Source organism: Acinetobacter sp. NIPH 298 (assembly GCF_000369505.1).
Taxonomy (GTDB): Bacteria; Pseudomonadota; Gammaproteobacteria; order Pseudomonadales; family Moraxellaceae; genus Acinetobacter.
Genome location: NZ_KB850055.1, coordinates 2,045,068 through 2,059,179 on the forward strand (window position 1 = coordinate 2,045,068; position 14,112 = coordinate 2,059,179).

14 protein-coding genes, 4 tRNA genes and 1 other RNA gene are annotated in these 14,112 nt (G+C 41.6%); 11 read left to right on the forward strand and 8 right to left on the reverse strand.

What is annotated here, in order from left to right; translation table 11 throughout:
• Positions 1-220: 220 nt before the first annotated feature.
• The 4 genes from F903_RS14410 to coaD form a co-directional block, all read right to left on the reverse strand.
• Positions 221-297: transfer RNA gene (locus F903_RS14410), tRNA-Met, on the reverse strand.
• A 62-nt stretch (positions 298-359) separates the two neighbouring features.
• Positions 360-715: RNase P RNA component class A (rnpB, locus tag F903_RS16295), an RNA gene on the reverse strand.
• 26 nt (positions 716-741) lie between these two features.
• Complete coding sequence (locus tag F903_RS14415) at positions 742-1,005, reverse strand: YfhL family 4Fe-4S dicluster ferredoxin (protein ID WP_004670068.1); 264 nt, start codon at positions 1,003-1,005, stop codon at positions 742-744.
• A 1-nt stretch (position 1,006) separates the two neighbouring features.
• Positions 1,007-1,498, reverse strand: coding sequence for a pantetheine-phosphate adenylyltransferase (gene coaD, locus F903_RS14420; protein WP_004670066.1), 492 nt, complete (start codon positions 1,496-1,498; stop codon positions 1,007-1,009).
• Between the two features lie 130 nt (positions 1,499-1,628).
• Here coaD and smpB point away from each other — a divergent pair, with 130 nt between their 5' ends.
• The gene (gene smpB, locus F903_RS14425; RefSeq protein ID WP_004670064.1) at positions 1,629-2,105 is read left to right on the forward strand and encodes an SsrA-binding protein SmpB; all 477 of its coding nucleotides are present in this window, start codon (positions 1,629-1,631) and stop codon (positions 2,103-2,105) included.
• A gap of 57 nt (positions 2,106-2,162) precedes the next feature.
• Here smpB and F903_RS14430 read toward each other — a convergent pair whose 3' ends face one another.
• From F903_RS14430 to rluD, 3 genes are all read right to left on the reverse strand, one after another.
• Positions 2,163-2,729, reverse strand: a complete 567-nt coding sequence (locus tag F903_RS14430) for a flavodoxin family protein (protein ID WP_005198101.1) — start codon at positions 2,727-2,729, stop codon at positions 2,163-2,165.
• Between the two features lie 83 nt (positions 2,730-2,812).
• Positions 2,813-3,553 carry a peptidoglycan editing factor PgeF gene (gene pgeF / locus F903_RS14435; protein ID WP_005198102.1) on the reverse strand — a complete coding sequence of 247 codons (741 nt, stop codon included), beginning with the start codon at positions 3,551-3,553 and terminating at the stop codon, positions 2,813-2,815.
• Positions 3,554-3,577: 24 nt separating this feature from the next.
• Entirely contained in the window at positions 3,578-4,627 is a 1,050-nt protein-coding gene (rluD, locus tag F903_RS14440) for a 23S rRNA pseudouridine(1911/1915/1917) synthase RluD (RefSeq protein WP_034595178.1), read from the reverse strand.
• A 71-nt stretch (positions 4,628-4,698) separates the two neighbouring features.
• Between rluD and F903_RS14445 the strand changes: the two genes are divergently transcribed.
• Both F903_RS14445 and F903_RS14450 read left to right on the forward strand, forming a co-directional pair.
• On the forward strand, positions 4,699-5,685 hold the full coding sequence (locus F903_RS14445; protein WP_005198103.1) for an outer membrane protein assembly factor BamD: 987 nt from the start codon (positions 4,699-4,701) through the stop codon (positions 5,683-5,685).
• A gap of 232 nt (positions 5,686-5,917) precedes the next feature.
• Positions 5,918-7,798, forward strand: a complete 1,881-nt coding sequence (locus tag F903_RS14450; RefSeq protein WP_005198104.1) for a DNA primase — start codon at positions 5,918-5,920, stop codon at positions 7,796-7,798.
• A 9-nt stretch (positions 7,799-7,807) separates the two neighbouring features.
• Here F903_RS14450 and hemA read toward each other — a convergent pair whose 3' ends face one another.
• Positions 7,808-9,091, reverse strand: a complete 1,284-nt coding sequence (hemA, locus tag F903_RS14455; RefSeq protein ID WP_005198105.1) for a glutamyl-tRNA reductase — start codon at positions 9,089-9,091, stop codon at positions 7,808-7,810.
• Positions 9,092-9,170: 79 nt separating this feature from the next.
• Here hemA and F903_RS14460 point away from each other — a divergent pair, with 79 nt between their 5' ends.
• The 8 genes from F903_RS14460 (at position 9,171) to rplY (ending at position 14,110) form a co-directional block, all read left to right on the forward strand.
• Entirely contained in the window at positions 9,171-10,889 is a 1,719-nt protein-coding gene (locus tag F903_RS14460; RefSeq protein WP_005198106.1) for a tetratricopeptide repeat protein, read from the forward strand.
• 4 nt (positions 10,890-10,893) lie between these two features.
• On the forward strand, positions 10,894-11,475 hold the full coding sequence (lolB, locus tag F903_RS14465; RefSeq protein ID WP_005198107.1) for a lipoprotein insertase outer membrane protein LolB: 582 nt from the start codon (positions 10,894-10,896) through the stop codon (positions 11,473-11,475).
• A gap of 16 nt (positions 11,476-11,491) precedes the next feature.
• On the forward strand, positions 11,492-12,325 hold the full coding sequence (gene ispE / locus F903_RS14470) for a 4-(cytidine 5'-diphospho)-2-C-methyl-D-erythritol kinase (RefSeq protein ID WP_005198108.1): 834 nt from the start codon (positions 11,492-11,494) through the stop codon (positions 12,323-12,325).
• Positions 12,324-12,398 (forward strand) — tRNA-Gln (locus tag F903_RS14475). Before ispE ends, F903_RS14475 begins: the two co-directional genes overlap by 2 nt.
• Positions 12,399-12,428: 30 nt before the next feature.
• Positions 12,429-12,503 (forward strand) — tRNA-Gln (locus F903_RS14480).
• Positions 12,504-12,587: 84 nt separating this feature from the next.
• Positions 12,588-12,662 (forward strand) — tRNA-Gln (locus F903_RS14485).
• Between the two features lie 100 nt (positions 12,663-12,762).
• Complete coding sequence (locus tag F903_RS14490) at positions 12,763-13,716, forward strand: ribose-phosphate pyrophosphokinase (protein ID WP_004670043.1); 954 nt, start codon at positions 12,763-12,765, stop codon at positions 13,714-13,716.
• A gap of 97 nt (positions 13,717-13,813) precedes the next feature.
• Entirely contained in the window at positions 13,814-14,110 is a 297-nt protein-coding gene (gene rplY / locus F903_RS14495; protein ID WP_004670042.1) for a 50S ribosomal protein L25, read from the forward strand.
• The last annotated feature ends 2 nt before the right edge of the window (positions 14,111-14,112 follow it).

The window sequence follows — 14,112 nt, forward strand, 5'->3', positions numbered from 1 at the left end:
CAAGCCTATGACTTTGAAAATACAAAACATATGCACATTTTTTACGCGCTTAATTTGCAATTGTTCATTTTTCAGCACAAGCAACAACACATATTAAAATTCAATCAATATTTCCAATAGATTGAAGTTAAAAATCCAAAAATTAACGATTAAAATAATTTTTTACGTTTGACAAAAACAACAGACAAAAAGAGACCACGCAGGAGCGTGGTCTATAAAATGGTGGCTATGACGAGACTTGAACTTGTGACCCCCGCATTATGAGTGCGGTGCTCTAACCAACTGAGCTACATAGCCGAAAACTGTGCGCGCATTATCTAAACTTTTACTACACACGTCAAGCACAATTTTTAAAAAATCTGGGAAGTGGGCCTGTAAGCCGGGTTCTGTCGAGGACGATCATTCCTCTAGGCGTACAATCACTCGTACGCTCAAGCGACCTACCCGAATCCAGCACGGGCCGTGCCTCAGGATTCCTATTTGGTCTTGCTTCTGGTGGGGTTTACCTTGCCGTGAACTGTTACCAGACACGCGGTGCGCTCTTACCGCACCCTTTCACCCTTACCTCACGAATGAGGCGGTCTACTCTCTGCTGCACTTGCCGTCGGTTTACACCGCCCAGGCGTTACCTGGCACCCTGCCCTATGAAGCCCGGACTTTCCTCCCCTGTTTCAGTCACGGAGACCTCCACAGCAGCGACCGTCCAGCCCACTTCGTCGCGCATATTAGCAAAGTTCGAACTTAATTGCTCGATTTTTTTTGCGCTGTTAATTTTTTATATTTCTGCATGAGTTCATCATGTGATTCGGCATGCTGAGGATCCAGTGGAATACAATCCACTGGACAAAACAACTGACACTGTGGCTGATCAAAGTGCCCGATACACTCTGTACAAAGTGCAGGATCAATCTCATAAATCAGCTCGCCCATATAAATCGCTTCATTGGGGCACACAGGTTCACAGACGTCACAGTTAATACATTCATCTGTAATATATAAGGACACGTTACCAGCCTTGTTGATGTTTACGTTCAAAAGCCTCAACCACGACGGGAGGCACAAATTTAGCTACATCACCTTTTAAACGCGCAATCTCTCTGACCAAAGTCGATGAAATAAATGAATATTGCTCAGAAGGCGTTAAAAATACCGATTCAAATTGTGGATCAAGTTGGCGATTCATATTTGCCAACTGAAACTCATACTCAAAATCTGAAATTGCTCTTAAACCACGCAGTACCGCTGTCGCACGTTGTTCACGGAAGAAGTTGACTAACAAACCATCAAACCCCACAAATTCTACATTATTTAGGTGGCTTAATGATGTTTTGGCTAATGCTACACGCTCTTCTAAGCTAAACACTGGATTTTTATGGTGACCAATCGCAATCGCAACAACCACTTCATCAAACATTTTTGATGCTCTTGCAACCAAGTCGACATGTCCATTGGTAATTGGATCAAAAGTCCCTGGATAAATCACACGTGTTTTAGACATGCGTTGTACTCTGCGTCAATGAGATAAGTTGGGTATTTTAACAAAAGTTAAGCATAAACGCGAAATTCCTAAATGATGGAAAAAGATTACGTTTTACGGCACAATAAGCACAATTGTGGAAGTTTGAATTATGGCGAAAGCAACAGTAGTAAAAAAACATAATGGTGGCACGATTGCTCAAAACAAAAGAGCGCGTCACGATTACTTTATTGAAGAAAAATTTGAAGCTGGCATGTCGTTGCAAGGCTGGGAAGTTAAATCCCTACGCGCTGGTCGGATGAGCTTAACTGAAAGTTATGTGACTTTTAAAAATAATGAAGCATTTTTATTTGGTGCACAAATTCAGCCTTTGTTGTCTGCCTCAACGCACGTCGTTCCAGAAGCAACCCGCACGCGTAAGTTGCTCCTTTCTCGTCGTCAATTAGAACACCTATTGGGTGCAGTCAACCAAAAAGGTTATACCTGTGTTCCTTTAGCCTGTTATTGGAAAGGTCATTTGGTTAAGCTAGAAATTGCACTGGTAAAAGGTAAGCAATTGCATGACAAACGTGCCACGGAAAAAGACCGTGACTGGCAACGTGACAAATCAAGAATGTTGCATAAGTAATAAAAAAACCTCCAAATCATGATGATTGGAGGTTTTTTTATGGCTGAAAAATTCATTTTATAAATGCTTTAACTTTAGCTCAGCCAAATATTTCCCAAATTTTCGTGCCGTTTCCAAGTCACCCTCAGGTGGTGTGATTTCTACGCTGGCATTATCAGACTGTGTCATCAAACCTAAAAAGCTCGACATACGGTTAATATCCTGTGGACTGCGCCCTGTCGGCATAAATGGCAATCCTGCCCATAACATGCCATGTTGCATCGCAAATAAATTAATTTGCTGCAATACCGCGAGCTTATCACCACTCAGCCCACCGCCATTGGTAAAACCCGCAGCCAATTTTCCTTGCCATGACCGTGCTAACCAACGCTTAGAAGAATCTTCCATAAACTGTTTTAATGCAGAGGTCAGACTCCCCATATACGTTGGGCAGCCCATGACTAAAACATCCGCTTGATCAAGCAATTCCCATTGCGGTGCTGCAACAGAAATCAGGTGAACTTCTGCACCAGCTTGCTCTGCACCTTGCGCTATATATTGCGCGACTTTAGCTGTATGACCATAAGGACTATGATAAATCACACAAACTTTAACTTTGGGAGTGTCTTGATCAATAACGAACATGGAAAATTTAAAAGCCAATGAATTGAATCAAGTTTAACATTTTTCTCAGATACAAGGCGAATCAAGCGCATAAAGAATGCAATTTATTGCATAAAAACAAAGGTCGCCATGCGGCCTGTTTTCGCATCACGGCGATGAGAAAAGTAGTCTTGCGCCTGTTGATAAGAGCATTGATCTCCTCCTAGAATCGTCTCAACCCCTAAACGATTGAGGATAAATCGAGCAATCACATATAAGTCAGCTTGGTATTTCCCTTCAATCTGACCAGCAATAAAAGCACTTTCTAGTTCAGGATATTTCTCACAAAAAGCCGCTTTTACTTCTACTCCGACTTCAAAACAAGGCTGGCTAATCGCCGCACCTAACCATGCCCAAGTCGGCTGTGATTGCATTTCACTGACTGTATTTTCAACAATACCACTGGCCAAGCCACGCCAACCTGCATGTAGGTTGGCAACTTCATTTCCTTCAGCATTACCCAATACCACAGCCAAACAATCAGCTGTCATCATCATTAAGGCATGACCAGTTCGTTGTGTGACTAAGCCATCTCCTTCAAGCGCGGTAAATGGAATTTGTTCATTGATGGTATGACAAATGGTGCTATGTGTTTGAGTCATCCATGTCAGTTTATCCACCCCGAACTGAGACAACTCACGCAACAACACCATACGATGCTGTTGAACACGTTGCACATCATCATTGACATGCAATGCCAAATTAAAACCATAAAGATTTTTATTGTCCGTTGCAATCATTTGAGGATGTTCAATTCGTGTTTGCCCAACGTATACACCTTTAGGCAAACCTTGTACAAATTCCATGCCTTAATTCCTTAACATCGTTGCTTAATAAGCCTCATTTTCACTACGAAGCACTTCAAGTAATTTAATAAAGTCTTCAGGCCACGGCGCTTCAAACATCATTTCTTCACCTGTGCGCGGGTGAACGAGTCCAAGTTTTGCGGCATGTAGGGCTTGACGCTTAAAATTACGCAACATATCAGTTAAGGTTGCTGAAGCCCCAGCTGGAAAGCGCACACGGTTGACGTACACTGGATCTCCAACGAGTCCGTGCCCAAGATAGCTAAAATGCACACGAATTTGATGCGTACGCCCTGTCTCCAATTGCGCTTGTACACGAGTAAAGTCTCGGAAACGCTCTTTTACATTATAGTGAGTCACAGCATCGCGCCCGCCTGGCAGGATCGCCATTTTGACACGATCAACAGGATGGCGTTTGATCGGTTCATCAATCGTTCCGCCCGCGATGATATTGCCGTATGTAACAAGATCATAAACACGATAAACCGTTTTCTTTGCCAGTTGTTTACTGAGTGAAAATTGCGCTTCTAATGTTTTCGCAACCACCAATAAGCCACTGGTATCTTTATCGATACGATGCACTAAACCTGCACGAGAAAGTTCCGCAAGTTTAGGACAGTGATAAAGTAAAGCATTGACCAGTGTTCCTGAAGGATTACCCGCACCTGGATGAACCACCATGCCAATCTCTTTATTAATCACAATAATATCGTCATCTTCATAGACAATATTGAGTGGAATATTTTCAGGTTGGCTCGATGTTTGCGCTTCAAGCTCAACGTCGAGTGTGAGTAACTCATTGCCTTCACAGCGGTACTTGGGCTTAACAATGTTACCATTTACCAACAGATGGCCGTCTTTCATCCACTGTTTAAGTTTTTCACGAGAAAACTCACTCCAAACCAATGCCGCTACTTGATCAATACGTTGACCCAAATAGTCTTCATCGAGTTGAATTTGCAACGATAAACGTGTTGCAGTTGAGTCAGAAGTATGATTATCTGCATCGACAGATTCTTCGAGTAAGAAATCTGTTTCAGATACGTTTGAATTGGAAGATTGTGCTGAAGTCATTTGATGATCGGTACAAAAATGGTTTAATACAACCATTGTAGCTCATTGCCCAGAATAACAGAGGAGTTTTTATGTCGCTACCACGTTATAAAATTACGATGCTTGCACTATCTTTAGGTGTGGCATCTGCATTTGTGGGCTGTAGCAGCAATCCAAGCAAGAAAGAAGTGGTTGATAAAGGACCACAATCGAGTGAACAAATTTATTTTGAAAAAGCGCAAAAATCGCTAGAGCGCAATCAATACACTGATGCCGTGAAGTCACTAGAAGCCTTGGATACCTACTATCCAACTGGGCAATACACGCAGCAAGCGCAACTCGAACTTCTCTACGCCAAATTTAAACAGAAGGATTATGAAGGGACAATCGCGCTTGCAGATCGTTTCATTCGTTTAAATCCTCAACATCCAAATGTTGATTATGCCTACTATGTTCGCGGTGTTGCGAATATGGAAATGAATTACGATAGCTTGATTCGCTATACATCATTACAACAATCACACCGTGATGTGAGCTATGTCAAAGTTGCTTATCAAAACTTTGTTGATTTAATCCGTCGTTTTCCTAGCAGCCAATATTCGGTTGATGCTGCGCAACGGATGAAATTTATTGGTCAAGAACTTGCTGAAAATGAAATGAATGCAGCACGTTTTAATATCAAGCGTAAAGCATGGCTTGCTGCTGCTGAGCGTGCACAATGGGTGATTGAGCATTATCCTCAAACGCCTCAAACGCCGGAAGCATTAGCAACACTTGCTTATAGCTATGACAAACTGGGTGATAAAGCAACGTCACAACAATACGTTGAAATATTAAAACTGAACTATCCAAATTTGGTCAAATCCAATGGTGACGTGAATTTACGTGCAGCACGTAAAGAAGGCAGTTGGGTCAATCGCGCTACCTTGGGTTTATTGGGTCGTGAGTCTCAAACTGTCGATACTGAAGAAAATGATGTTAAAACTGAGCAACAACGCAGTTTAGCCAATCGCTTAAGTTTCGGTTTATTCGACAAACCAGAAACTGAACAAACCAGCGAAGAAGATGCCGCAAATTAATTCTGCGATCACAATCTGATTCAGCAAACAGGCAAGTCACCCCTTGCCTGTTTTTCATTTTATGCAACAATGATTCATAACATGATTAGACCTCTTTCAAAATAATCGAGCTTCTTTGTCTTTCTCTCATCGAGAGAATGAGGAACGATTGAAGTTCCGCAAGGGATTTATGAAAAAAGAAGTCTATTGTTTTTAAAAATATGTTCCTCCCTAGTTTAAATGGTTAAACCTTATGGCTATTCCACAACATACGATTGATCAAATTTTAGATCGAACCGACATTGTCGATTTGATCGGTCAGCGTGTGAAGTTAAAAAAAACAGGAAGAACCTATTCAGGCTGTTGCCCATTCCATCAAGAAAAAACACCGTCTTTTCATGTTTATCGAGACAAACAGTATTTCCATTGCTTCGGCTGTCAGGCCAATGGCAATGCAATTCGATTCTTGATGGATATTGATAGTCGGAACTTCGTCGATGTGATGCAGGACTTATCAAATAAAACGGGCGTCGAGCTACCCAAAGATAATCATGACAATAAAAAACTTTCTTATAAGCGTAGTACCCAAGTAGCGGTGAATCCACCGACACAAAAAGCACACAGTCCAACGCCAAATCCAGCCGTCATTGATGAACCAATTGATGGTCATTTTGTTGATATGGATCGCTACATGGATGATCCTTTTGCCCAATTTGATCCATCATTTAACATGGATGAATATGTGCAGGAAGGAAACTTATATGACCTTTTGGAAAATGTAGCGCAATTTTATGAACGCCAACTGCCCAATAGTCAAAAGGCACAAAATTATTTTAAACAGCGCGGTTTATCTGCTCAAACCATTCAATTTTGGCGTTTAGGGTATGCACCCGAAGATTGGCAACATCTCGAAAAAGCCTTTCCTCAAGATATTGAAGGCTTGAAACAACTAGGGCTGATTCGCTCAAGTGATAGTGGTCGAGATTTTGATTTATTACGTGAACGGGTAATTTTTCCGATTCGTGATCATAAAGGACGTGTGGTCGGTTTTGGTGGTCGTGCACTCAATAATGAGATCAAACCTAAATATATCAACTCCCCAGATTCTGAAGTTTTCCATAAAAATCAATTGCTTTATGGACTATACGAAGGGCGTAAACAAAAAGCCAATGACTGGCTAATGGTTGAAGGTTATATGGATGTGATTGCCCTACAGCAGTATGGCATCAATGGCGCAGTGGCGACGCTTGGAACTGCAAGTAATGCAGATCATTTAAATACCTTGTTTAAACAAAACTCACGAATCACAATCGCCTTTGATGGTGATGCTGCGGGACAAAAAGCAGCACGTCGAACTTTGGAAATCGCACTGCCCTTACTCAACGATGGACGTGAGTTAAAGTTTTTCGTACTTCCAAATGAACATGACCCAGACTCTTTAATTCGTCGTGAAGGTTTAGAAAGTTTCCAAAAATTATTACAACAAGCGCCGCTACTCTCTGACTTTGTATTTGCCCATCTGACTGGACAGCATGACATTAGCTCACCTGAAGGTAAAAGCCTCGTAATGGGAGAACTGCGTGAATTGACAGAATTATTGCCGAAGCATGGTTCATTCCGTTATTTGCTGACACAATCTTTCCGTGAAAAATTAGGTCTAGGCAAACGTTTTACTCCTCAAGTCAGCCATGATGCATCTTTATCTTTCAACATTCACACCAAAGATGAAGACTTTGCGATTGCCATATTGATGCATCACCCTTATCTGTATATTCACTTTGAAGAACTTCGTGCGGTCATTGATCCAACTGAACTCTTAGCCAAAATATTGGCAGTACTGAATACTGTGTTTGATGATTTACCTGATGATCAAGAGTTAGCAACCTATTATGTACTTGGTGCATGTAGCAGCTATGCTCATGAGCTTGCCGATATTATGCAGCGTACCAATATCCAGTCACTCACTGAAGCACCTGAAATTGCTGATAAACTGGCAAAAGAATATGCTTTGGGACTACAAGAAAAATATTTAAGATTAAAACTTAAATCACCAATTTCTTTAATTGAATCACGTAATTTACGTCAACAGTTAAATGAATTGACCAAGCAAATTAGTTTGCGTTTATTGTCTTAGTCACAAGCTTTACTGTTTCGGCTTACGTTCATGCTCAAACACTTCATGCAGATGTTGTTGTAACCATTCGAAGTAGTCAGGATTTTCAGCTTTGGCAGCCTTTCTTAATAAAATTGAAGTAGGATGCATTAACTTTTGACTTAAACGGTGGGCAAACTCTTGTAGGACCTGTTCGGGTGCGTGGCCATGTTGTAATGACTCTAAAGCATGTGCCAACTCATGCTGACTCATTTCTTCGCTATGTTGGCGATAGGCTTGAATCGTGCCGCTTGCTTCTTTGACTTTTTGTTGGGTCATCAATTGAGTCGCCAATTGATTGACCATGATCTCAGCTTCAACAGCAGCCTGACGTCGTTGCGCTAAATTCTCTTCAATGACGCTTTGTAAATCATCCACACCATATAAATAAACGTTATCCAATGATTCTACTTTCGGATTTATATCGCGTGGAACAGCCAAATCAACCATCAGCATTTGTTGATAACGGCGTCTTTTTAATGCGACTTTAACGTCATTATATTCAATCACTTGATGCAAACTACCTGTACAGCTTGAAATCACATCAGCTCTATGCAAATTTTGTGCTAACTCTGAGAAAGAAATAATTTCAACATCAGCTTGATGTGCAAGTTCTTGTGCCAATTGATCAGCTCGTTCACGACTACGATTGCAAATAATGATTTTAGCCACTCCCATTTCAGCCAAATGTTTGGCAACAAGAGTATTCATCTCACCTGCCGCAACCACCATCACTGTTAATTTTTCTGGATGACTAAAGACCTGAGAAGCGAGCTGGGCAACAGCATATCCCATAGATACGGCATGGCTGCCAACAGAGGTTTCTGAGCGAACGCGTTTCGCCGCATAAAAAGCATATTCAAAAATGCCATTTAACTCTGGAGAAATGGTTTCGGCATCTTTAGACAGGGCTAATGCGCTTTTCACTTGCCCTAAGATTTGTGGCTCACCCAACATGAGTGAATCCAATCCACTTGCCACGCGCATCAAATGTGTAACAGCTTGGGCATTTTCGTAACGATAAACATGATGAATCAATTGTTTAACATCAATATTATTCACTTGGGCGAGCCAATGCAGGACGCTATCTGCATCCTCAGTTATGGCATACACTTCCGTTCGATTGCATGTCGAAACCACCACCATATCTTTAAGCGCTGGGTGTTGGTGTCGATCAAGCAATAGCGTAGCCAATCGCTCTGCATTGAAAGCAATTTGCTCACGGAGTTCGACAGAAGCTGTCTGATGGTTGACACCCAGTGCAAAGAAAGACATATCAGATCATCATTCCGCTAAATTTATGCTATTGTGCAACATCGGTGTCATAAAAAGCATTACTTTGGATCAATAAAAATTGCGTCAACTATATCGCCGTATCCATTTTCACGGCAAGACGATTAGACGGTATTCTACCACAATCTTATTGTTAGGTAGTATGAGCGCTTACGCCTCCGCACAAGCAATACACGACATGTATGCAGATCAGAGCTTTGAATATGCACTGCAACAAAGCATGGTTGCAGAGTTTTCTCTCGCCTACGATGATATTCCAACAGCATTGCACAATTATACTGTGCTTGCGATTCGCAGCAATTCAACCACCATCAAACAGCGCGCGCTAGACATTGCACTTGAATATGACGATTTGCAAGCCGCTTTAGATATTGCCACCCATTGGGTTGAACAAGAGCCAGAAGATGTTCCTGCATTATTCTACTTGTCACATATTTCGCTCAAAACTCATGAATATGACCTTGCAGCAAAAACGCTGGATAAGATTTTAAATATTGATCCAACTGCTGATCTAGAGCAAATTTTAGCTGGGATCGCACCTGAACAAGCGCAAGATCGCAAGATCTTATTAAATGCACTCAGTGCAAGTAAAGAAAAAAACAACCCATCAATTTTGGCACTCATCGCAGGATTAGAAGCACAAGATGGCTTATATGAACAAGCACTCACAAATATTAATCGTGCACTGCGTAAACGCTCAAAATCCACCAGTTTCGTTTTAATGAAAGCCAATTTACTCATGGCTCTAGGTGATGAAACTGCAACTCAAAAATGGCTGGCTCAAGCCAGTCGCAAAAACAAGAATAATATTGATATCCGTTTAGCAGAAGCGCGCTACTACATTCAGCTCAATCAACAGCAACAAGCTTTTGATAAACTGAAAGCGATTATTAAAGATCACCCCCAAGCCGAAGATGCCTTATTTATTGCTGGTTTGACTAGTATTGATCTCAAACAATACGAACATGCCGAGCAATATCTGGTTGAGTTGCGTCATTCTGAAAAATACCAAAATGAGGCCTATTATTACCTCGCAATTAATGCGCAACGTAAGCAACATTTTGAAACGGCAAAAGCCTATTACCGTCTGGTCGATGGCAGTCTATATATTGTTTCTCGACGCAACATGATTTCTATTTTTGAACAGCAACAACAACTCAATGATGCGCTGCGTTTTTTAACACAAGAGCGAGTGAATTACCCGCAACACGCCAGTTTCTTATATCAAGCCCAAGCTGATATTTTAAAGAAAATGGACAATAAAAAGGCAGCTTTGGCATTGCTTGATGAAGCCATCAAAAATATTCCAGATGATCCTGAATTGATTTATGCCGAAGTTTTATTACTCGATCCATTTACCGACCGAGATAAGCTCGATAAAACCTTAAAACAATTGTTATTGATTGAGCCGAATAGCCCAACCTATCTAAATGCTTATGCCTATACACTCGCCTTACAAAATCGCCGTTTGAAAGAAGCACGAAAATATGCAGAACTAGCGCTTGAATACGCGCCTGAACAAGCATCTATTTTAGATACACTCGGTTATATTGCCTTTTTGCAAAATGATTTTGATACTGCCGTTGCGGTTCTTGAACAAGCTTATGGTCTGAGTCAGAACATCAATATCGGGGTTCGCTATGCCAAAGCACTGTATATGCAAGGTTCACTCACGCAATTTAGCGATGTGTTACAGCAATTGAAACAAAAACATGCGAATGCCCCACAATTACAACAACTTGATAGCTTAATCTTACCTGTCACTGTAAAAAAGAGTTAAATCCATGCGTTTTTTTCCAAAACTATGCGTCGCAATATGTAGCAGTAGCGCGCTGTTTTTAACTGGCTGCCAACATTTAAGCCAACCCAAAAAAGTGATTACATCGCCCCAAGTACAGGATGAAAACAACTTCAGTTTGCAAGGAAAAATTGGCGTACGCACACCACAACAGTCTGGTAGTGCATTCTTCACATGGATACAACAGCAAGAACAATTTGATATTGAACTGACAGGCATCCTTGGTGTCGGAAAAACACAGATTCAGGGTAGATCGGGTGAGGTCACGCTCAATAGCGCTAAAACTGGTTTAATTACGGCAACATCACCTGAGGAATTATTAGAAAAAGCCACAGGTTGGCAAGCGCCTATTATGCATTTAACACATTGGGTACAGGCCAAACCCGCGACCTTACATGCGCAAGTTACGAAAGATGAAAACCAACGTTTAAAGCAACTGATTGAAGATGGCTGGACCGTCGACTTTAGTTATAACGATGCCCAAACGCTACCCAATAAGCTGTTATTGAAACAAGCTCTTGCCGAAGATCAAGAAAACCGTATTACAATGGTCATTCAAAACCGATAGCTTAGATTATTCTATTATGATTAGAGTCCATTCCCCTGCTAAATTGAATTTATTTCTTCATATCACAGGTCGTCGAGAAAATGGTTATCATGAATTACAAACGATTTTTCAACTGATTGACTTGTATGACTGGATGACTTTTGAAGAAACTAATGAAGAAGTCATTCAAATTCAAGGCTTAGCAGAAGTACAACTCGAACAGAATTTAATCTATCGAGCAGCCCAGTTACTCCGCCCCCATGCCAAAAAACCCTGTGGTCTCAAGATCCAAATTGAAAAAAATATTCCAATGGGTGCGGGGCTAGGTGGCGGTTCTTCCAATGCAGCGACCACCCTGATTGTACTCAATCAGCTTTGGCAATGCGGTTTAAATGATCAACAACTCGCTGAGTATGGCGTACAACTTGGTGCCGATGTTCCCATCTTCGTTTATGGACGAAATGCATGGGCAGAAGGGATCGGTGAACATTTATCATTCATAGACTTAGCGCAAAAAAAGTTCATAATTTTAAAACCTGACTGTTTTATCAGCACTCAACAGCTATTTTCACAAAAATCATTGACAAGAGATTCTAAGATCACTACATTTTGCGCCTATCAGTTACAACCTTCTCTTTTTAGAAATAACTTTGAACCTTTGGCTCGACAGTTATATCCTGAAGTTGAAGAAGCAATGCAATATTTAGATCAGTTTGGTCTAGCAAAGCTTACAGGTACAGGTGCTTGTGTTTTTACTGAAATAACCGAAGAGATGGACATCGCGTTGATCTTGCAAAACGCACCATGTAAAGCTTACGTGGTCACTAGTTTAGCAGAATCACCTTTACGAAATTTCGAAGTTATGCGTTAGGGGCGTCGCCAAGTGGTAAGGCACCGGGTTTTGATCTCGGCATCCGTTGGTTCGAATCCAGCCGCCCCTGCCAATTTTCATCTGTAGATATATGTAATACATTAGGGGCGTCGCCAAGTGGTAAGGCACCGGGTTTTGATCTCGGCATCCGTTGGTTCGAATCCAGCCGCCCCTGCCATTTCTTTAGACAGGCTTGTTTTATATTGATATTGATCAAACATATTGACAATACCGTATAAAACCATTAAAGTTCTGCCGCATTAGGGGCGTCGCCAAGTGGTAAGGCACCGGGTTTTGATCTCGGCATCCGTTGGTTCGAATCCAGCCGCCCCTGCCATATAATAGATTGTTTCTAAACTACCCGTTGGAAAAATTTAAAACTTTTCCCTTGCGCTCGGGTGAAGCGTTGCTTCACTTAATCCTCGCTCAGGTGCTTCATGCCCAATCTTGTCGTTTTTAGTGGAAGTGCTCATCCACAGTTCGCCCAAAAAGTCGTAAGTCATTTACATATTCCATTAGGAGCTGCTTCAGTTAGCAAGTTCTCTGATGGTGAGATTTCAGTTGAAATTACTGAAAATGTACGTGGCAAAGACGTTTTTATCGTCCAATCTACTTGTGCGCCAACCAATGATAACCTTATGGAAATCTTGGTTATGGCAGATGCTTTGCGTCGCGCAAGTGCAGGTCGTATCACAGCAGTCATTCCGTACTTTGGTTACGCACGTCAAGATCGACGTCCGCGTTCTGCCCGTGTACCGATTACTGCTAAAGTTGTTGCAGATATGCTAACAACTGTAGGTATTGACCGTGTTGTGATGATCGATCTGCACGCAGACCAAATTCAAGGTTTCTTCGATATTCCTGTTGATAACATCTACGGTACGCCTGCCTTGTTAGCTGATTTACATCAGCAGCAACATCACAACTTAATGGTGGTTTCACCTGACGTTGGCGGTGTAGTGCGTGCTCGTGCTGTTGCAAAACAACTGGGTGATATTGATTTAGCGATCATTGATAAGCGTCGTCAAAAAGCAAATGAATCTCAAGTGATGCATTTGATTGGTGATGTCAAAGATCGTGACTGTGTCATCGTAGATGATATGGTTGATACAGCAGGTACGCTTTGCAAAGCGGCTGATGCACTAAAACAATTTGGTGCACGTCGAGTTATTGCTTATGCAACTCACCCTGTTTTATCTGGCAAAGCCATTGAAAACCTTCAAAACTCTGTTATTGATGAACTTGTTGTAACCGACACGATTCCTCTTTCAGATGAAGCAGCAAACATTGGCAAAGTTCGCCAAGTATCTGTTGCTAGCATGGTTGCTGAAACAATTCGTCGTATCAATAACGAAGAATCTATTAGCGCGATGTTTGATAGTTATCTATAATAGCCCAGCTTTTTTCTTAAACCCTAGCTTAGCTAGGGTTTTCTATCACTAAACTGGTCGCAAGTTTAGTCTCTTAAAACTCAATGAGGATATGCCCATGGCAAACTTCGTATTAAATGCTCAAGCACGTGAAGCTGCACTACAAGGGAAAGGTTCGAGCCGCCGCCTTCGTCACGCAGGAAAAATTCCAGCAATCGTCTATGGCGGTAGCGCTGAGCCTGTAACAATCACTTTAGAGCTTCGTCAAATCGTTAAAGCTTTAGAAAACAATGCTTTCTTTGAAGAAGTGATTGAAATCCAAATCGGTGATCAAGTTGAAAACGTTAAAATCAAAGCGTTACAACGCCACCCAGCAAAAAACACACCTATGCACGCTGACTTCATCCGCGCATAAGT

Bases quoted from the DNA above. Each gene is read 5' to 3' on its own strand.
- smpB (WP_004670064.1), top strand. From the start codon at position 1,629: ATGGCGAAAGCAACAGTAGTAAAAAAACATAATGGTGGCACGATTGCT.
- F903_RS14490 (WP_004670043.1), top strand. From the start codon at position 12,763: ATGCCCAATCTTGTCGTTTTTAGTGGAAGTGCTCATCCACAGTTCGCC.
- lolB (WP_005198107.1), top strand. From the start codon at position 10,894: ATGCGTTTTTTTCCAAAACTATGCGTCGCAATATGTAGCAGTAGCGCG.
- hemA (WP_005198105.1), bottom strand. From the start codon at position 9,091: ATGTCTTTCTTTGCACTGGGTGTCAACCATCAGACAGCTTCTGTCGAA.
- F903_RS14445 (WP_005198103.1), top strand. From the start codon at position 4,699: ATGTCGCTACCACGTTATAAAATTACGATGCTTGCACTATCTTTAGGT.
- ispE (WP_005198108.1), top strand. From the start codon at position 11,492: ATGATTAGAGTCCATTCCCCTGCTAAATTGAATTTATTTCTTCATATC.
- rluD (WP_034595178.1), bottom strand. From the start codon at position 4,627: ATGACTTCAGCACAATCTTCCAATTCAAACGTATCTGAAACAGATTTC.
- pgeF (WP_005198102.1), bottom strand. From the start codon at position 3,553: ATGGAATTTGTACAAGGTTTGCCTAAAGGTGTATACGTTGGGCAAACA.
- F903_RS14430 (WP_005198101.1), bottom strand. From the start codon at position 2,729: ATGTTCGTTATTGATCAAGACACTCCCAAAGTTAAAGTTTGTGTGATT.
- F903_RS14450 (WP_005198104.1), top strand. From the start codon at position 5,918: ATGGCTATTCCACAACATACGATTGATCAAATTTTAGATCGAACCGAC.
- coaD (WP_004670066.1), bottom strand. From the start codon at position 1,498: ATGTCTAAAACACGTGTGATTTATCCAGGGACTTTTGATCCAATTACC.
- rplY (WP_004670042.1), top strand. From the start codon at position 13,814: ATGGCAAACTTCGTATTAAATGCTCAAGCACGTGAAGCTGCACTACAA.